Here is a 19,040-nt window from a genome sequence, read left to right as displayed (position 1 = left end):
CTGGATTGCCTTCATTATACAAAGTGTATACACAGGCTGCCATTTCTCTAACTTACAATGACCTTACATTTTTGTAAGGTAGGACTCCCTAAACACTATCCGCACGGTCGTGCCCTTACCTTCTTCTGAGCAAATGCTCACCTCGTGACCAAGTTTTCCGCAGATCTGTTTCACAAGATATAGACCCATCCCCGTGGATTCTTGAAAGGTTCGTCCATTCACACCTGTAAAATAAGGATCAAACACACGCGGCAGATCACCTGCTGGAATGCCAACCCCTTCATCTCGTATCTCCAGTACTGCTCTCTTTTCTTCTTGTATGTACCCATGGAAATATACATGTTTGCCGACTTCCGTCGTATACCGTATTGCATTCGTAATAATTTGCGTAAGCACAAAACTTAGCCATTTCTCATCTGTGGTTACGGCGATTCGTTCATCTATTTTAATAGTAGGAAATATACGGTTACGTATGAACAGACGCTTCTGCTCTGAGGTCACGCTACGTACGAGGGTTTCCAAATCCAAACGTTCCACGTAAAAATCATGCTCAAAAGTATCTAGCCGAGCCGTATAAAGTACAGTGTCCAGTCCTTTTTTCAGACGATCCAGTTCATCACCTATCGCCGTAAAAGGCGGTCCGTCTTTATCTTGAATCATCAAATGGATGACAGACAATGGCGTCTTCATCCCATGCACCCACTGATTAATAAAGTGAATATGTTCCTCCAGCTTGTGGCGGTAGCTGTGTAAATCATTTTTGTAGAGGCGGAATTGTGACCCTAGTAGTCCTCGTAAACTCACGGCAAGCGGAGAATCCTGTGATGGACCGCCAGCTTCATCTAGAGAGGTGGGTACAGTCTCCAGTCGTTCATAGAACGTACGATTGCTGATATACCGATAAGCGAGGTAGCCAAGCAGCAGACAAGTGCTGAGAAGAGCAGCGTACAGACTAACACTCACCCCACTGCCCCCATCCAGCCGATATACTAGTGTGATCAAGATGAGCTGTGCTAGATAGACAACAATTAAAGGGATCTGCTCCCTTAAAAATAGCTTCAATCCTCATCCCCCCAATTCGGAATCAAGCGGTAGCCTTGACCTCGAACGGTTTGTAGACCGTCCGTAATCTCAAGAGCGGCAAGCTTTTTACGTACACGGGTGACATAGACATTAAGCGTATTCTCATCCACAAAGGCTTGATCATCCCAGATTTTTTCGAGCAGTCTGTCGCGGGTAACGATAGTTCCCGACTTTTGCATCAGCTCATCTAGTATCTTGGCTTCCGTGTGACTTAAATCCACTTTGGCTTCTCCTCGGGTAAGGACTAGTCGCTCCACATCCAGTGCCATTCCGGCAACGGTTAGGGTACGCTCATTGTTGCTTCCCGCATAGGTACCGTAGGCGCGTCGCAGCTGGCTTTTAATTTTGGCCATCGCAATTTCGTAATCAAAGGGCTTCGTAATATAATCGTCGGCTCCGTTCTCCAACGCCATCACCTGATCCATTTTGCCATCGCGGGCAGATATAAAAAGGATAGGGCAGGTGGAAATCCCACGAATCTGGCGGCACCAATAATACCCATCGTATTTTGGCAAATTAACATCTAAAAGAACCAAGTGCGGAGCGAACATCTCAAACTGAGTGCGAACACGCTCGAAATCATTCACAGCCTGTGTTTCATATCCAAACTTATGTAAATAATCCTGCAGCAGAGCCACCAGTCCACGGTCATCTTCTATAATAAATATTTTGAACATATCATGCCTCCGGTCACAGCTTTAACATTATAGTACGTGTTCAAAAAGTACGGTTTTCAGCACCGAGAAGATTGGACGAAAGTAGAAACTGAGGAGCGGAGCGTAGTGGAAGCTACGTGAGCACCGGAAGTTTCGCCTGAATTCAATATTCGATGTCGAATAATCTTCTTGGAATACTTCGTGATCAAAAGCGGACTTTTTGAACAACCTCTTATAAGGGCTTTGCCAAATAATATATACATCGCGGACAGGGTTAGTCAAATTGTTAGGAAGATTGTGTGATAGATCATCAGCGTAAAGCTAGGCAGGTCGCCAAGCGTAACGTGAGGCAAATCGTCATGCCTAACGCGAGGCAGGTATTTGATGGTTATGAATTAAACTATCCCAAGCCCAACCTCTAAAAAAGACCCGTGAATGAGCATAATCATTCACGGGTCTCACTATATAGTTAGTTGCAGATACAGTAGCGATGGACATCACAGAGTCGATAATTCAAACGTCGAATGGTAATATCACATCGAACATAAGTAACTAATGTCTTGCTGAAGCAATTAGAAATGGATCCGGCCATTTCTACGGGATTTATACCGTTCTTTTGGCTGGATTCGCTCGATCCGGCCCATTCTACGGGATTTATACCGTTCATTTGGCCGGATCCGCTCAATCCAGCCCATTCTACGGGATTTATACCGTTCATTTGGCTGGATCTGCTCAATCCAGCCCATTCTACGGGATTTATACCGTTCATTTGGCTGGATCTGCTCAATCCAGCCCATTCTACGGGATTTATACCGTTCTTTTGGCTGGATTCGCTCAATCCGGCCCATTCTACGGGATTTATACCGTTCTTTTGGCTGGATTCGCTCAATCCGGCCCATTCTACGGGATTTATACCGTTCTTTTGGCTGGATTCGCTCAATCCGGCCATTTCTACGGGATTTATACCGTTCTTTTGGCTGGATCCGCTCAATCCAGCCCATTCTACGGGATTTATACCGTTCTTTTGGCTGGATTCGCTCAATCCGGCCCATTCTACGGGATTTATACCGTTCTTTTGGCTGGATTCGCTCAATCCGTGCAAATCTAGGGCATTTTTGCCCCTCTTTCGCTCAACTTGGGCCAATTCCCACAAATCTAGGGTGTTTTTGCCCCTCTTTCGCGCTATTCGGGCCAACACGCACAAGACAAGGGTATTTCTGTCCTTGTCTCCCCCTAATAAGCCACTCGCTAAAACCGCTTATTCTGTGCCTCGAATGTTCTACCCATCAACCTCGCCCAAGCCTATCTGCCATCCAGCAGATTGCCGAGTCCCCCAAGTACGCTGCCTTCTTCTTTGCGTCCGCTGTTACCAGCTGCGGACAGAATGCGGACAGAATGCGGTCAGCCATACGGCTGAACGGCAGTGACTGCACCCACACCTTGCCGGGTCCGCGCAGCGTGGCGAAGAACAGGCCCTCGCCGCCGAATAGGGCGGTTTTGACACCTTTTACAAATTCAATATTATAATCCACGGAAGACGTCATAGCGACAAGACAACCTGTGTCCAACTTGAGCGTCTCTCCCGGCTGCAGTGTGCGTTCCATAACGTAGCCGCCAGAGTGTACGAATGCAAGACCGTCGCCCTCCAGCTTTTGCATAATAAAGCCTTCTCCACCAAAAAATCCGGTGCCCAGCTTGCGCTGAAATTCAATACCGATCGAGACTCCCTTCGCCGCGCAGAGGAATGAATCCTTTTGACAGATCACTTTTCCAGCATATTGCTGAAGATCGAGCGGGATGATTTTTCCTGGATATGGGGCAGCAAAGGTGACACTTTTTCGTCCATAAGAACCGCTGTGTGTGAATACGGTCATGAACAAGCTTTCCCCTGTCAACAGACGCTTGCCCGCACCCATCAGCTTACCCATCAGTCCGCTTCCGCGCGTCCCCCCACTACCATCACCAAAGATCGTCTCCATCGTAATTTCCTGATCCATCATCATGAAGCTTCCAGCTTCGGCAATTACACTCTCTCCGGGGTCAAGTTGCACCTCCACACACTGAATTTCCTCGCCCATAATGACATAATCAATCTCGTGAGCACTCATCCCGCAGTTCCTCCTTATTATTAAAGTCACCATGTGACTCTTCGAATGAAAATTAATACGCGCGTTGTGATTCACGGTTTCGCCAATCATAACTATCCATGTTATTCGCCTATTCCCAGCAAAAAAAGTCAACCAAAATTCTGGCTGACCTTAATCGTAGTATCCCCGAAAAATGCAGTTTATACCAGTCGCCACAACGACTACATCCAACAGGATGAACACAGTACCTACTTTGACTCCTACATCCACTGATCAGCAGCGGCAAAATATCGTCTCATCCACTCGCTCCGCCACTTCGCAGACTTCCCCCATAGGTATGATGATTCAGACATATTCATTGCGCTGTTTTTCTTACTAATATCCAAGTTTTAACCATTACCGATTCAAGAGTATCTTTTTCAAGTCTTGATAATATGTTACAATACTTTTTATACTTAAACGTTTATTTAGTAGTCTAATTCTAATGATAAAGGTGAAAAGAATGAAACCACAATCGGAATATGCAATTCTGCTATACTATAAATTTGTAAAAGTGCCGGATGCAGAACAATTCGCTCAGGAGCATTTGGCTTACTGCAAAGAGCTTGACGTAAAGGGACGAATTCTCATCTCAGATGAGGGCATTAACGGGACACTGTCCGGTACGATTGCCCAAACCGAGCAATACATGAAGGATTTGCGCGCAAATCCGCTGTTTAGCGATATCGTCTTCAAGATCGATGAGGCTGATGGTCATGCCTTCAAAAAAATCTTCGTTCGTTATAAAAAGGAACTCGTGACGTTCCGGGTCGAGGATGAACTGGACCCTAACGTGATCACCGGAGAGCATCTGGCGCCTAAAGATTTCTATGAAATGATGCAGCGCGATGATGTGGTAATTCTGGATGGTCGTACCGGCTACGAATTCGATCTTGGTCATTTCCGCGGTTCCATCCGCCCTGAAGTAGACAGCTTCAAAGAATTCCCGGACTGGATTCGCGAGAATATGAGCGAGCTAAAAGATAAACCAATCCTAACCTACTGTACAGGCGGAATCCGCTGCGAGAAATTAAGCGGGTTTATGATGAAGGAAGGCTTCCAGCAGGTGTACCAGCTGGATGGCGGCATTGTGACTTATGGTAAAGACCCTGAGGTACAGGGCCAACTGTTTGATGGAAAATGTTATGTCTTCGATGAGCGGATCTCCGTACAGATTAATCATACCGACGAGGATATCATTGTTGGTCGTTGCCATCACTGCGGTCAGCCAGCTGACCAATTCATCAACTGCGCCAACGATGCTTGCCACCTTCAGCATATTTGCTGTGAGGACTGTGAAGCACAGCACAGTGGTCATTGCTCGGACGAATGCGAAGCTATCACGAATGCCGTGGGCTAAATAAAAGGGCAAGCTGGTCGCAAATGTCTCTACACGATTCAAAGACGAGCACAAGAGAGTCTTAAATTAACTAAAAGGTGGCGTACAGGATTTTCACTGTACGCCACCTTTTGTTATGAGCGAAACGTCCAAGCAACGCCCCTGAGATCTTCAACCCTTTAAATCACGTCACTTATACAACAAAAAAAAGTCAACCAGAAATTCTGGCTGACCTTAAATATAGTATATCCCCGAAATAAGCTGTTTATACAGTCTTATTCATATTACCGTACCATCATGTGGCTTACGCAGCGTAGACTGAATCTTTGGCGCCTTCACTAACTTTGGTTTACCTAAAGAGGTTGTAAAGGTAATCACATAACCAGCTACAACTACCGCCATCACCGTATACATCGTTTCTCTAACAGGCATATAAAAGAGTGATAATGCCAGAACGACTACGTCCAACATGATGAATACTGTACCTACTTTAATTCCCTTCCATTCACTGATCAGCAGCGACAAAATATCGTCTCCACCACTTGCGCCGCCGCTTCGCAGAATAATTCCCGCGCCTAAACCTGTCAGTACGCCAGACAAAAGAGCTGCTAATGCCAAGTTGCTCTGCAAGTTGATGACCAAACCGGAATAACGTTCCATGAGTCCGTAAAAGATTGTAAAAGCTCCTACAGAAACAAAGGTGTTGCACACGAACGCTTTCCCTTTGAACATCCATGCAATCAAGAGTACTGGAACGTCTAGAAGCAGAGTTGAAATTGAAGGTGAAATTCCTAATACATATTTGCCGAGTAGCGATAATCCTACGAATCCGCCCTCAGACAAATGGTTCTGAAAATTGATGTGATAATAAGCAAATGCAAGCAAAAATGTTCCAAACAAAATGACTGTCAACCGGAGCAGTACATTCACTCCGTAATTGTGGTTCCTCATACAGGTCTCCCCTTATCGTATATGGCGGCTAAACGTCCCACCAACCTCTACGACGGGTAAAACCGGAGGTATTGCTCCTTCGCATATATATACTCCTTCCCCTCGCAGAGGCGGTTCGTCGAGTAACAACGGTTCACGCACCTTCTACAGGGAAGCTAAGTATAAGACAGATCATAACGTTTCCAAATCGTCCTTTGGGGAATCGTCCTTCGGGGACACATGGTATCCTGATCCTTTCTGTAATTTAATAAGTTCTGAATACATTATACCACGGAGATCCCCCACTCTAAACACTTCGCTATAAAAATAGGCAGGAATCACTCCACGGTACGCAACAAACGATTGACTGTTTCGCGTCTCACACCGATCAATTGTCCAATTTCTTCCTGTGTCAAAAGCTCTGTTAGCGCTGCGCCATGAGAGTAGTCATTGAACCAACGGGTTAAGAGCTCCATACGTTCTGCGGGTGTTCCAACAGTAAGGTGATCTAGCCGAGTCTGCATAAACCGTACCTTCTCCTGAAGAAGGATAGCGATCTCCATCGCTCGACCTGGCTCATCCCGTACCTGTTGATACCATTCCGCTGAAGGAACTGCCTCCACCTCGCTCTTCATCATCGCAACCGCTGTTCCATGCGCCTCCTTTGGCGAAATGAGTGAATGATGGGGAACCATCTCACCAGGATACAAGATGTTGAATAACACCATGTTCCCATTTTCATGAAGCCTTGTTACCTTGAACAGCCCACTTTTCACCTTATATAAGAATTCGCAGCTGTCCCCTTGACGGAACAAGACCTCCCCCTTGTGCAGTATCATCTCGCTCGCTCCTTTGCCCTCTTGTTATATATATTTTCAATTATACAAAAATAAACCTCAATGAAGGAGATTATTCTCGTAAGGGTAGAGGGGCATAAGTGGTCAAAGTTTAGGTAAGAAGAAACGCCTTTGGCTTCCTCTTAGAGACGATGATCGTTTCTGCGAAAAATAGAAGGATAGTTTTTAGCGTAAACTTAAAAATTCTTATATTTCAAAAAACTGCCGAGCAACAGAAGAAGCGTCTGGCACCCAGCAGTTCAAATTATTTATTTTATTACTTTGCCTCAAGAGGTTTCTTCCATAATCCGAGCATTAATCCGGAAATAACAGATCCGATCAGAACGGCCAATAGGAACAACAACGCATGACTCGAAAGCGCGGCTACAAAGATCCCACCATGCGGTGCTGGAACGTTGATATTCCAAAACTGAGTGAGACCACCAGCTACAGCTGAACCTAGGATACAAGAAGTCAGGACACGCAGTGGATCGGCAGCGGCGAATGGAATCGCCCCTTCTGTAATGAACGATAAGCCCAATACATAGTTTGTTAACCCTGATTTACGTTCTGATTCTGTAAATTTGTTCTTGAAGAAGGTAGTAGCCAGCGCTATTGCAAGTGGAGGAACCATACCGCCTGCCATTACAGCCGCCATCATGAATCCGTTAGTATTTCCACTGGTAGTGAATACCCCGATGGCAAAAGTGTAGGCCGCTTTATTGAAAGGACCTCCCATATCAATAGCCATCATTCCACCGAGAACGAGACCCAGAATTACTGCATTAACGGTTCCAAGATCGTTAAGCCAATTAATGAGTCCTACGTTCATCCAGCTAAAGATCGGATCGAACAGGTAATACATCAATCCACCGGTTATCAATAGACCAAATACCGGATATAACAGAATCGGCTTTAATCCGTCGAGCGTTTTTGGCAGACCTGCAAACAGTTTGCGCAGACCGATAACAACATAACCAGCCAAGAAACCTGCAGCCAGACCGCCGAGGAATCCAGCGTTGGAATTCAAGGCCATGTAACCGCCAACCATACCTGGCATCAGGGCTGGACGGTCACCAATACTAATCGCAATAAATCCAGCAAGAACCGGAATTAGGAAATGGAAGGCACCATCACCGCCACCAATCGTCTGCAGCAGTTGGAATAGAGGGTGATTCTCTCCACCGACTTGTTCAATCAGGAAGGAGATCGCCAGCAGAATACCACCGCCGACTACAAACGGCAGCATGTGGGAGATACCGTTCATTAAGTCCTTGTATATTTTACTCCCGATACTGCCGGACTTCTCTTTCGACTCTCCTTCATTACCACTACGACCTTCATTATGGTAAATCGGTGCATCGCCGTTCATTGCTTTGCGAATGAGCTCTTCCGATTTGCGAATACCGTCACTAACCGGTCTTTGCAGTACTGGCTTACCATCAAAACGGGCCATTTCCACTTGTTTATCTGCTGCCACAATTACACCACTTGCACGCCGAATCTCATCGGGTGTTAAGACATTTTTGGCACCTTCTGAACCATTTGTCTCTACACGGATATTAACTCCCATTTCCAGAGCCTTCTTCTTGAGCGCATCTTCAGCCATAAAGGTATGCGCAATTCCAGTAGGACAAGCAGTAACAGCTACGACGAATGCTTGGGAATCCGGGTTGCCGACGATTAGCTTTTCAGGTTCTGACTTCTTGACAGCTTCAGCAGCTTCGCTCTCTTTCTCCTTGGCTTCTCCTTCTGCCTGCTTCGCATCGAACAAGGCGGATACCTCATCTGGCGTTCGGGTATTCATCAGCTGTTCAATGAATTCGCTATCGATCAACAGTCTGGACAGCGAGGCCAATGTACGAAGATGCATGTTGCCCGCTCCTTCTGGGGCGGCAATCATAAAGAAGACCCGAGCCGGCTCATCATCAAGCGATTCGAATTCGACGCCCGTCGCACTCTTGGCAAACACAACTGTCGCTTCATTCACCGCTTTAGTCTTGGCATGTGGCATTGCGATACCGCCACCAATCCCAGTACTGGACTGCTCTTCACGCTTCAGGATCATCTCTTTAAATAGAACTGGATCATTGATACGACCACTTGCGGCAAGACTGGCAATCAATTCATCAATTGCACCTTCTTTAGTGGTTGCTTTTAAATCCATAATCATTGTATCTTTTATCATCAAATCCGTAATTCTCATATCTTCCAACTCCCTTGAGTACTTTGAATGCTGTTAGCTTACACTTCTGAGATGTTGATCAGCGGTCTCAGCTGCTCAATGAATGCTCTATCTGCCAGGTCATCAGAGAAAGCTGTTGCGCTACCTGAGGCAACACCTGCACGGAAAGCTTCCATTAAATCTCCAGTCAAAGAAAAAGTGCCAACGAATCCAGCGATCATAGAATCGCCTGCGCCTACAGAATTCTTTAATGCTCCTTTTGGAGCATTGGCGTGGTATACCCCCTGTTCCGTAATGAACAAGGCACCTTCACCAGCCATTGAAACTAACACATGCTTCGCGCCAGCTTCGAGCAGCTTGCGGCCATAAGTAATAATCTCTTCCTTAGTCTGTATCGTAACGCCGAATAGCTCTGCAAGCTCATGATGATTAGGCTTAACGAGCAACGGCTGATGAGGGAGTGCCTTTTTCAGCGCTGAACCTGTAGTATCAATGACAAATTCGGCCCCTCTTTGCTTGCATACAGATATCAACTTGTCATAGAAATCAGCACCCAGTGAAGGAGGAACACTTCCGGACAATATCACAACATCACCTGCATTCAGAACAGCCATCTTCTGTAATAATGCCTCTGCCTCCGTATCTCGGATGACGGGCCCTGCACCATTAATCTCCGTTTCCTCTCCATGCTTAAGCTTGATATTTATTCGGGTATCATCAGAAACAAATACGAAATCACTTGAAATCGACTCTTTCCGCAACCATTCCTCAATATATCGTCCAGTGAATCCACCAAGAAAGCCTATAGCTTTATTCTGAACCTCAAGCTGATTTAACACGCGTGATACGTTGATCCCTTTACCTCCAGGAAGCTTCAAATCACGTTTCATCCGGTTCAAGCCACCTAGTCTCAAATCTTCAACTTCCACGATGTAATCGATGGAAGGATTAAGCGTTACTGTATAGATCATAATTATCCCTCAATTATTTTGGTTTTCTAAGCCATAGATTACCGGCTAAACATGCGGCAAATGTAATTTCTCCAAACGATCTTACAATGATTCCATACCACTCAAATTAAGACATTTTCTAACCGTAGAACATCCTCCACCTAAGGTCATACCAACGAGAAATCTACGCCCATTTGCGTAATCTCACGGATGAACTTATCAGACGCACCAGAATCAATAATGCAGTGATCCATTTCCGTCACGTCGGCAACCTTACAGAAGGATACTTGACCGAGCTTGCTATGATCAGCCAGAAGAATTACTTGCTTCGCAACCGAGATCATCTTACGTTTGGTCGCTGCTTCAAGCATATTAGGTGTAGTGATTCCTTCTCGTAAGTCTAATCCGTTGGTTGCAAGAAAGGTTTTATCAACTCTTACCATCTCTAAAGAGCGCTCTGTCATCGGTCCTACAAAAGCCAATGTATCCGGCCGCAACATTCCGCCTGTAATCGAGACTTCTATATTGCGACAATCCCGCAGTTCATTAAGCGCCATAATCGAATTCGTAATGACTTTGATATTAGAAAAAGCCCTCAGCTCTTTGGCAATCTGTAGCGTTGTGGTTCCAGCATCCAGCAGAATAGCATCGCCTTCCTGAATCATCTCTACGGCCTTGCGTGCTATTCTCTGCTTCTCATCCAACAATCGATCTTCCTTATCTGGATAAGTCGCCTCAAAGTTAACACTCTGCAGGGATACTGCCCCACCGTGCGTTCGTTTCAGCAACTTGGCTTCTTCAAGCTCTTTCAGGTCACGGCGCACAGTAGACTCAGACACGCCCAGTTCCTGACCTAACTCCTGTACCGAAGCTCTTGAATTCTTTTCCACAAAAAGCACGATTCTTTGTTTTCTCTCTTCCTCAAACAACATCGTGGTTCGCTCCTTTAAGTTACAGTGCTATCCCATTTATTAAATGCGCTTATCTTTGGAAATCCATGACCATTATTTGATTATATATGACTGTTATTGATCATTTGTGCTCGTTTATGATTTTAACAGCGTTTTCATCATCTGTAAAGCGCTTTAACATTAAAAATGATACTCCGGCAAAATGTAATAAATGGAATGATTTCATGCTTCGCTCAAGGTGAAACAGGCCCATAAGAAAATTACATACCAATTGCCTATCTCCTCACTGATGTTTAAAACATATTAATACTACATATAGGAAAAAGCGGGTGATCAGAAATGGCCAACGGAAGAAATAACAAAAAAATGGGCGGTAACAGCAACGCTAAGAGTAACGGAAATAGTAATGGAAAAAACAACGGGAACGGTAATAGTGAGGAAACAGCAGAATTAAGTGCTGAAGATTATGAAATCATTGCTGCCGCACTGGCCACTTTAGGGGATTTTTTTGCTTTTTTATCTCTCGTCAAGGCAAGACAAGTTACGAAGGAAACCGGAGGCGAGGTTGAAGTACCAGAAATATTCACCCTTTCCACAAAGAAACCTTCTAGACGGAAGTTAAGATGATCCACAAAGCCCCCGAGCGATGAGCGATTTATATGATGATGTACAGTTATGTGTTGTGAACAACTTACTTGGCGTAGCCTCAGTCATTGGGTCATCCTCCACGGATATGCCAAGAACTACCTATAGGAGAGTAATCCATTCTTTTGAATCAAGTCATGTGAATTAGGGTTATTAAACTACATAGATTATATTTTGAACTTGGGGGATGTTCCTATTGCAACAACAGAAGTATTTTCGGACAAGTCTTGCTATTATCGCTTTTTTACTTATTTTGTACTTGGGCTCCAAAGTAATGTTTCTATTCGCACCACTGGCTGCCATTATCAGATTATTACTCGTTCCCATGGTACTATCAGGTTTCATGTACTACTTACTACGACCGTTAGTAAGAGTTCTTGAGAAAAGAAAATTAAACCGGGCATTCTCCATCCTGCTCATTTATTTCTTGTTTGCTGGATTGTTTATTCTCTTCTGGGTTCTAGTCTGGCCGACACTGCAAGAACAAATTCAGAACTTTATTGATAACACGCCTTACCTTGTTCAGGGATTACAGGATCAGTTCAATGCTTTAAGGGATAATCCGACACTCTCACGCTTTTTCCAAGGGGACTCCGACGTAGCTGCCCGTATATCAGAATATCTTAGCGAGGCTATTACTTGGGTGACCAATTCGATGTCCAATTTGATCGGCGTAGTTTCCAGCATTGTTATTCTAATCGCTACCTTGCCCATCATTTTGTATTACATGCTAAAAGATGACTATAAGCTGTCACCAAAACTACAGGGCTTAATCCCTAGAAAGTACCGTAAAGAAGGCAAAGAAATGTTCGGGGATATCGACAGCGCACTGAGCAGTTTCATCGTCACACGTGTGGTGCTAAACGTCGTACTCGGTATTATGTTGTATATCGGTTTCCTTATCATCGGATTGCCTTATTCACTGCTGCTCGCAGTAATTTCAGTACCGCTCAATTTCATTCCTTATGTGGGTTCTTTCCTTGCGGGAGTACCAGTAGTTATTGTTGGATTCATTGAATCGCCCACGATGGCAATATGGTCGCTGGTCGTCATATTCATTGCACAGCAAATCCAAGATAATGTACTCTCACCGATCATTTACGGAAAATCATTAGATGTTCATCCACTGACCACGGTCCTTCTTGTTCTTATAGGTGGAGATTTCTACGGTATTATTGGTGTGCTTATTGCGCTGCCCGTCTATATGATTGCCAAAATTATTTTTCTGCGAGTGTATGAGATTATTGTTGCAGATCGAGAGGAAGAGGCTGAGCCTCTCAAGCATGAGAATCTATAGCACTTACGAACTGAATGAGATTCCATAAATAAAAAAAGGTACATCTCCAATTGGAGATGTACCTTTTCGTGCTTCTTTATAGGATTACTGAAATTAACCTCGCAAAGAACGAACTACAAAAATATGATTGCCTTTCATAAGGTTCTGTCCATCCTGAAGTGTAACTGAACCTTTGGTATGCGAAATGATGGTCGTATTCAGAGCAATCAGCCGATCTTCTTTCCAAACACTTACAGCCGATTTAAAATATACTGCATTATCAAATTGCTGCCGTTCCCTCATCACATAACCCACAGAATGCAAGACTGGAGGCAGTGCTCTTTCTCTAGGAGCCAAAGCTTTGATGACCACAATATCCCGAAATGGCACGGCAATTTCCTGATGACCGATGACCGCTACAGAAGCGGAAAGATCCCATTTGCGCAGAATGCCTTTCATGATCGTGTAAGGTTCGTCCCCGCAGTACATGATAACCGGTTTACCAACCCAATGCTTCATTGCTCCCTCCCCCTTCCCAACATCCCATTAGTTATATGTCCGAAATGAACCAATCGATACCTTTCATTCCCTTCGACTCCAAAAACTGATTGACCTTCGAAAAAGGACGGCTACCAAAGAATCCACGATACGACGAGAGCGGACTAGGATGTGGAGACTGAATAACCTCATGACGACTTTGGTCTATGAAGGCACCTTTTTTCTGTGAATGACTTCCCCATAAAATAAACACCATCGGCGTAGTTCTTTCATTTAACTTCTTCATTATGGTATCTGTGAATGTCTCCCAGCCTAGACCTTTATGAGAATTCGGCTCTCCCTCACGTACCGTTAGTACCGAGTTGAGCATAAGCACTCCCTGTTCTGCCCAGCGCAGTAAGGATCCGTGGTTTGGAATTGGTACACCGATATCCTCCGATAGCTCCGTATATATATTACGCAGTGAAGGAGGTATACGCACCCCCGGATTTACCGAGAAGCTTAAACCATGTGCTTGTCCCGCTCCATGGTATGGGTCCTGTCCCAAAATAACAACCCTTGTCTCACTATAAGGTGTATGCTTTAACGCCGTGAACAGTAATTCTTTTGGCGGATAGACTGTATGTTCCTTATATTCACTTTCCAGATTAGCCATTAGCTCCAGAAAATAGGGCTTTTGCATTTCATCTTGTAATATCTCATCCCAATCGTTGCCGAACATCCCCAATTCTCCTCCTCTAGCCGAAACCCAGAACCTTACTCTAACTATTTCCGACCATAATCTGCTTTAATTTCGCCCCACTCTTTAGTCTGCCACTTAAGCACTTTATTGTCATATGTATTGGTTTGCAACCAACGTTCTGCCCGATCAATAAGTACCCATATTTCCTCTGTTGAAGCATCACGTGGCAAGGTTGTCGCTACTTTCTTCTGCTTTACCCACTTCATTGAATTTACAGAGTCGCTGTAGACTGTCTTATTACTTCCCTCTTTCTTCAGGAGCGCCAAGGCATGCACAATCGCTAAAAACTCACCTAGATTATTAGTGCCCTTCTTGATCGGCCCACAAGAGAAGATAATATCTCCGGTTTGCGTATCCACACCCTTATATTCGACTGGACCCGGATTGCCACGAGTTCCAACATCCACAGAAATGCTGTTGTAATCGATCTCCGCTGAGGTCTCCACTGTAGCGCTTCGTTTAAAAGAACTTGTCCCCTTGGACTTAGCCGCACCGGATGCTGATGACCCTGTTCCCCAATTACCTTTCCAGCCCGCTGTGTATGCCGCATCTGCCACCGCTTTAGATTCATACGATTTATATTTGGCTCCGGTATAGTGATCGGTCTGCGCCTGGCATTCCGCCCAAGTGCTATAGACTCCCGGCTGCTTGCCTTCCCATACTACATAATATTTCTGTTTAGCCATTGGTACAGCTCCTTTTTTCACCTTAACTTATTGTAATCCAAAATGCTTCTTCATCAAAAGAAGAATGTTATTTTTCGTGAATTCCTTCGAATAATTCATATTTTCCAGGTCATACTATACGCCAGAGATGTCCAGGCCTATATTACCATTTGTAGAATGATCGGTAAATATTATTGTGTACTCAAGCAGAAAAGTCTTCATCGTCTCTCAAGGACGGTAAGCGTTTGTGCTTACACCACATTAATACTAACTAATCAGTCTATATTAAGCTCGTAGGATATCAGTACAATTACTCAGGGAGGTTATACAGATGAGAAAGATAGCAAGCGTAGCCGCAGTATTTGCAATTGTGCTGTTAGTCGGATGCGGAAACTCAACCAATAACAATGCCAACGTTACCCCTACCGCCACTACTACACCTGGTAACACAAATAACGCTGGCAACACTAATAACACCACTGATGCTGTAACCTCAGCGTCGGTAGTGGATAATGAAGAGGCCTTTAAAAAGGCAATCAGTGCGGACGGTACTTGGATTGCTGCTACGCTGAAAGACTTAACCTTCACCGAGGATCTCGTGCTGGACGGACAATTCACGAATAAAGATGAACCTGCTCGAAAAATCGCTCTCTACACACAAGATGCAGAGCACAATATTACTAACTCCTATAAACTAACTGCACCAAAACTTACGATCAAAAGTAAAAACGCCCGTATTCAAGGCGGCACATTTATTGGTGATGTATACGTCGAAGCAGATGGCTTCAGTTTAGTAAATGCAACGGTTGAAGGGAATGTTTACTTCGCAGATGCTAAGTATCAATCCACCTTCGATACCTCGGATCAAGGAAAAGTAACGGGTGTTACAGAAGTGAAAAAATAAGTAAAAAGGTGCTCTCAAGTCGATAAGACCTGAGAACACCTTTTTTCATGACTTCATTATTCTTGATAAAACCCATTTTTGAAAAAGTTATACCATCCATCGATTTGTTCTAATGGCATAACCTTTAACTTCTTCAAGATTTCCCTTGTAAATTCCAAAGAAGCCGTACCATTAGCAGTAATGATATCGTCACTCGAAACGGTCTGTTTTTCTAAAAAATTTGCGTGTCCTTTATAATTAGGAGCGAACTCTTTTAAGTAATCTAATGAATTTCCAGTGTGAGGAATCTCATCTAAATAGCCATGTTCTGCCAAAAAGGTTGATGCGTCACATATAGCCGCTATAGGAGTTCTATTCTGTATACAACTTTCAATCACTGGAGTAATCGCTGAATTATCTTTCCAGCCTGTACCCCCAATTAAAATTAACATTTCAAACTGGGCGGGTAAACTATCTATAGTATAGTCTGGAATAACAGTAAATCCGCCCATAGATTGTACATTGTCGCTATTTAAAGAAACTGTCTTAACTTTGTATTCACTTTCTGGCTTGTTTAGTTCAGCACTTATATAGCCAGCTTCCCAATCTGCATATCCATTAGAAATAAAAATCAATACTTCTTTTTTCATTTACTGATCCCCCTCAAGTTTCAACAACGTATCTGCAACTTCCCGCCCGTTAACCAACAGTACAATCCGATGTTCCCCGGGATAATGACGACGAGTGGTTAAATCCGCCCAGCGATGTGTCCGTTTGCCTGTCAGAATTGTACCCCCAGGTACTGTTTTATCCGATAGTAAGAAAGATTTACGAGAGGTTCGACCTGTAGCCTTCACGAAATAGATGCCATACTCTATTCGAACACGGGCAGGAGTTCCTTCACAAACTTGAAGTTTGTATTGTAATTCAGAGTTTTCTCCAATTCGCAATAGGGTAGGATCAATCGTTATAGAAGCACTCGTTATGAGTGGTGTTGCTTCGTCTGCTTGCTCCGCATATCCGAATAAAGCCATAATCTCCGGATTAGCTTTACGGATTAAAGAACGACAACCATGCCGCACAATCCAGTCTGTGAGGGGATTTATACCTATCCAGCGGCGAGCTGTCTCAAGTACCACCTCCGGGTGATCCTTAGCAATATCGTTCAGATTGTTAGCCACGCTTTTGCGCACATATAAGGAGGAATCCTTCTTCAGTTGCTCAAGTACAGGTAACACAGGGGCTGGATCTACCTTAAACATTGGGAGCGCCTGTCCCCATGGTAGACGAGGGCGACAACCCTCACTTGCTAATCGTCGCACATGCTCATCGGGGTGCTTCGACCATACTAGCATTTGCGCCATCATCCGCTCCGGTTCACGCAAGAGAAACGGTCTAACCGCAAACTCTGCTGATGATTTCGGTGTGAACCTTTCCAGCGCCTGCATAGACAACTCCCAATGCTCAGCCCCTTGACCAAATACCTCAACAAAATCTGGAAAGATCAAGTATGGAAATCCCACACAATCCTCAGTAATGGCGAACAAAATCGCCAGCGCTTCCTCATAAGGAAGCTGTAAATGACTTCCCAATGTCTCCGTAATCCTCCGCATCCTTGCCTTCAGTTCGAGCGCATCCCAAGGTTCCGCCATAGCCGAAATTACAAATGCATCAGTGTCGAAAACACTATGTACACTGCGAATCTTTTCGCCAAAACCATGCAGGAATTGTTCATTGTACATCGCTTTTAAAGGTTCAGCCATTGTGTATCCCTCATTTTCTTCTATAAATCATCAGAAGTTAATCTGTTATGAAATCGTAGCACACCCAATTTGACAACAGTGTGTCAACTTCGGCTATTCCCTAATCTAGAACATTAACCTGCCTAGTATCGAGATTAATCATTCGACTTCTCGTATCATTACGCGAAATATAAATAGGTTGTCCGGTAGAGTCGATCCAATATGAGATGGGAATCGAAATTCCACAATTTCGGTAAGATCCGTCAGCATGGCTTGTCCCAATAATCATCGTGTTATATTTCACAGCAATCCTAGTGGCTTCCTCGATCCATAATTCAAATTGTTCTTCGCTGAACATGCCTACCCCAATCGGATGTGCGATGAAATCTAACGACTTAGCCTGTCCTTCCAAACCAACGTATCCTTGCAGAAGCTCAACACACAGCAAATAACCAATACTGAGGCCATCCGCTTCCGCAACTGACGGGCGATACAGCTGTTCATCCATCGGCGATTTGGCTCGTTCCAAAATGATGTCCCCAGAAGGATGAATCATTAGCGCTCTATCCTTGTTATTGCTGTTCCTATATCCTGTAATGATCAGCTTTTTATATATTTTGGCAACTTCACATAAGGTCTTTACACTGGCTTCATCTGCTACATAACCTTCTGGATACAACACCGCGTCAAAAGAATCCTGTCTGCTCATTTCTTTGAGCAAATGCTCCAAATGGGGTTCGTGATTAGGTTGCGCTACGAGTAATCTCATATTTCCCCTCCAACGGTTAATTAATTAGCACCTTCACCTGTTCTAAGCTTTGCTCTGCACGACTGTTCAAAGCTCTCTTATCTTTAAGGCCAAGCTCCTTAAGCTCATGTCCAGGGTCAATGACCATCGGCTGTGAAATTACATTTTCGAGGATTTGGACGGCAACTTTACAGGCCCCAAATAACAGCTCTTTTGAGATCACTTGTTTATGAGAACCAATAATCCCTACCAGTTTCTCTGCGTAGATCAATCTAACCAGACTATCCGCACTCATCATATTCCGCGAGGCAAAAGAAGAAACCTTCTCCACAATCCAGCTGTCTTGATAGTTTCTCGATAAAGCGTCTAGTGCAGTAATTGCATCCCAATCTCGGATCGACAACTGTTCGGCGTACGCCAAGACCATTTCATTGAGCCATTCTATCTCTTGTTCTCTAGGAATTTCAAAACGCTTATACTCCTTAAGCAAACCTGCCTTATGCATATCTAAAAAATGGCCCAGAAATCGTGTGTATAACTCCTTGGCTCTTTGTAGCTGTTCAGTCATTTGGCGATCATCCTTTCACTACACAAATCATATCCGTCCGCAGGTTTCTTTTCAAACCAGAAAGTAAAAAAAAGACAGACAGCGAAACAACCTCGCTACCTGCCCTCGGATGATCTTCGGATTTTAATACAATTACAACCAAATTTCGCATATTTTTGACCGAAATCAAGTAATTCCTCCTCAAATTCATCCGCAAATCGTGGTAAAATAGTTCCTTAGGATTATTTATATTCATACATGTTGAAGATATCACCGGA

Annotated in this window: 19 protein-coding genes and 2 pseudogenes; 5 read left to right on the top strand and 16 right to left on the bottom strand. The window is 44.3% G+C overall.

Going from position 1 to position 19,040, the window contains the following annotated elements; all coding sequences use genetic code 11:
* Positions 1–63: 63 nt before the first annotated feature.
* Both MKX60_RS12080 and MKX60_RS12075 read right to left on the bottom strand, forming a co-directional pair.
* Positions 64–1,062, bottom strand: coding sequence for a sensor histidine kinase (locus MKX60_RS12080; RefSeq protein ID WP_042190583.1), 999 nt, complete (start codon positions 1,060–1,062; stop codon positions 64–66).
* Entirely contained in the window at positions 1,059–1,760 is a 702-nt protein-coding gene (locus MKX60_RS12075; protein ID WP_042190586.1) for a response regulator transcription factor, read from the bottom strand. Before MKX60_RS12075 ends, MKX60_RS12080 begins: the two co-directional genes overlap by 4 nt.
* Before the next feature lie 595 nt (positions 1,761–2,355).
* Here MKX60_RS12075 and MKX60_RS12070 point away from each other — a divergent pair.
* On the top strand, positions 2,356–2,847 hold the full coding sequence (locus MKX60_RS12070; RefSeq protein ID WP_341059923.1) for a hypothetical protein: 492 nt from the start codon (positions 2,356–2,358) through the stop codon (positions 2,845–2,847).
* Positions 2,848–3,041: 194 nt separating this feature from the next.
* Here MKX60_RS12070 and MKX60_RS12065 read toward each other — a convergent pair.
* Positions 3,042–3,847 (bottom strand): annotated as a pseudogene (locus tag MKX60_RS12065) (TIGR00266 family protein).
* A 481-nt stretch (positions 3,848–4,328) separates the two neighbouring features.
* Between MKX60_RS12065 and trhO the strand changes: the two are divergent.
* The gene (gene trhO, locus MKX60_RS12060; RefSeq protein ID WP_076300830.1) at positions 4,329–5,225 is read left to right on the top strand and encodes an oxygen-dependent tRNA uridine(34) hydroxylase TrhO; all 897 of its coding nucleotides are present in this window, start codon (positions 4,329–4,331) and stop codon (positions 5,223–5,225) included.
* Positions 5,226–5,483: 258 nt separating this feature from the next.
* Here trhO and MKX60_RS12055 read toward each other — a convergent pair whose 3' ends face one another.
* The 6 genes and pseudogenes from MKX60_RS12055 to MKX60_RS12030 all read right to left on the bottom strand — a co-directional run.
* Complete coding sequence (locus MKX60_RS12055) at positions 5,484–6,155, bottom strand: YitT family protein (RefSeq protein ID WP_076284668.1); 672 nt, start codon at positions 6,153–6,155, stop codon at positions 5,484–5,486.
* Positions 6,156–6,472: 317 nt separating this feature from the next.
* On the bottom strand, positions 6,473–6,973 hold the full coding sequence (locus tag MKX60_RS12050; RefSeq protein WP_076284669.1) for a Crp/Fnr family transcriptional regulator: 501 nt from the start codon (positions 6,971–6,973) through the stop codon (positions 6,473–6,475).
* A gap of 274 nt (positions 6,974–7,247) precedes the next feature.
* Positions 7,248–9,176 carry a PTS fructose transporter subunit IIABC gene (locus MKX60_RS12045; RefSeq protein WP_341059922.1) on the bottom strand — a complete coding sequence of 643 codons (1,929 nt, stop codon included), beginning with the start codon at positions 9,174–9,176 and terminating at the stop codon, positions 7,248–7,250.
* A gap of 38 nt (positions 9,177–9,214) precedes the next feature.
* The gene (gene pfkB, locus MKX60_RS12040) at positions 9,215–10,126 is read right to left on the bottom strand and encodes a 1-phosphofructokinase (RefSeq protein WP_341059921.1); all 912 of its coding nucleotides are present in this window, start codon (positions 10,124–10,126) and stop codon (positions 9,215–9,217) included.
* 146 nt (positions 10,127–10,272) lie between these two features.
* Positions 10,273–10,860: a DeoR/GlpR family DNA-binding transcription regulator gene (locus tag MKX60_RS12035; RefSeq protein ID WP_341060304.1), complete on the bottom strand. Its 588-nt coding sequence runs from the start codon at positions 10,858–10,860 to the stop codon at positions 10,273–10,275.
* A gap of 3 nt (positions 10,861–10,863) precedes the next feature.
* A pseudogene (locus tag MKX60_RS12030) lies at positions 10,864–11,046 on the bottom strand (DeoR family transcriptional regulator); the annotation flags it as partial.
* Positions 11,047–11,355: 309 nt separating this feature from the next.
* Here MKX60_RS12030 and MKX60_RS12025 point away from each other — a divergent pair.
* Positions 11,356–11,643 (top strand): hypothetical protein, encoded by a 288-nt coding sequence (locus MKX60_RS12025; protein ID WP_341059917.1) that lies wholly within the window; start codon positions 11,356–11,358, stop codon positions 11,641–11,643.
* 205 nt (positions 11,644–11,848) lie between these two features.
* The gene (locus tag MKX60_RS12020; protein ID WP_076300786.1) at positions 11,849–12,958 is read left to right on the top strand and encodes an AI-2E family transporter; all 1,110 of its coding nucleotides are present in this window, start codon (positions 11,849–11,851) and stop codon (positions 12,956–12,958) included.
* A 93-nt stretch (positions 12,959–13,051) separates the two neighbouring features.
* Here MKX60_RS12020 and MKX60_RS12015 read toward each other — a convergent pair whose 3' ends face one another.
* From MKX60_RS12015 to rnhA, 3 genes are read right to left on the bottom strand one after another with little or no spacing between them, the layout of a single operon-like run.
* Positions 13,052–13,456, bottom strand: coding sequence for a hypothetical protein (locus MKX60_RS12015; RefSeq protein ID WP_042190609.1), 405 nt, complete (start codon positions 13,454–13,456; stop codon positions 13,052–13,054).
* Between the two features lie 31 nt (positions 13,457–13,487).
* Complete coding sequence (gene ung, locus MKX60_RS12010) at positions 13,488–14,156, bottom strand: uracil-DNA glycosylase (protein ID WP_076284675.1); 669 nt, start codon at positions 14,154–14,156, stop codon at positions 13,488–13,490.
* A gap of 44 nt (positions 14,157–14,200) precedes the next feature.
* Complete coding sequence (gene rnhA, locus MKX60_RS12005; RefSeq protein WP_341059915.1) at positions 14,201–14,863, bottom strand: ribonuclease H; 663 nt, start codon at positions 14,861–14,863, stop codon at positions 14,201–14,203.
* Between the two features lie 310 nt (positions 14,864–15,173).
* Between rnhA and MKX60_RS12000 the strand changes: the two genes are divergently transcribed.
* Positions 15,174–15,746 carry a hypothetical protein gene (locus MKX60_RS12000; RefSeq protein WP_042190616.1) on the top strand — a complete coding sequence of 191 codons (573 nt, stop codon included), beginning with the start codon at positions 15,174–15,176 and terminating at the stop codon, positions 15,744–15,746.
* A gap of 56 nt (positions 15,747–15,802) precedes the next feature.
* On the opposite strand, the gene MKX60_RS11995 is transcribed toward MKX60_RS12000, so the two are convergent.
* The 4 genes from MKX60_RS11995 to MKX60_RS11980 form a co-directional block, all read right to left on the bottom strand.
* Entirely contained in the window at positions 15,803–16,375 is a 573-nt protein-coding gene (locus MKX60_RS11995; protein ID WP_341059913.1) for a type 1 glutamine amidotransferase family protein, read from the bottom strand.
* Positions 16,376–17,488, bottom strand: coding sequence for a hypothetical protein (locus MKX60_RS11990; protein WP_341059911.1), 1,113 nt, complete (start codon positions 17,486–17,488; stop codon positions 16,376–16,378). It abuts the gene before it with no gap.
* Between the two features lie 100 nt (positions 17,489–17,588).
* On the bottom strand, positions 17,589–18,236 hold the full coding sequence (locus MKX60_RS11985; RefSeq protein WP_341059909.1) for a hypothetical protein: 648 nt from the start codon (positions 18,234–18,236) through the stop codon (positions 17,589–17,591).
* Between the two features lie 16 nt (positions 18,237–18,252).
* The gene (locus MKX60_RS11980) at positions 18,253–18,783 is read right to left on the bottom strand and encodes a hypothetical protein (RefSeq protein ID WP_341059907.1); all 531 of its coding nucleotides are present in this window, start codon (positions 18,781–18,783) and stop codon (positions 18,253–18,255) included.
* Positions 18,784–19,040 lie beyond the last annotated feature (257 nt).

Source organism: Paenibacillus sp. FSL R5-0914, assembly GCF_038004525.1.
In the GTDB taxonomy this organism is placed as follows: domain Bacteria; phylum Bacillota; class Bacilli; order Paenibacillales; family Paenibacillaceae; genus Paenibacillus_AQ.
This window is presented reverse-complemented; position numbering and strand designations above follow the sequence as displayed.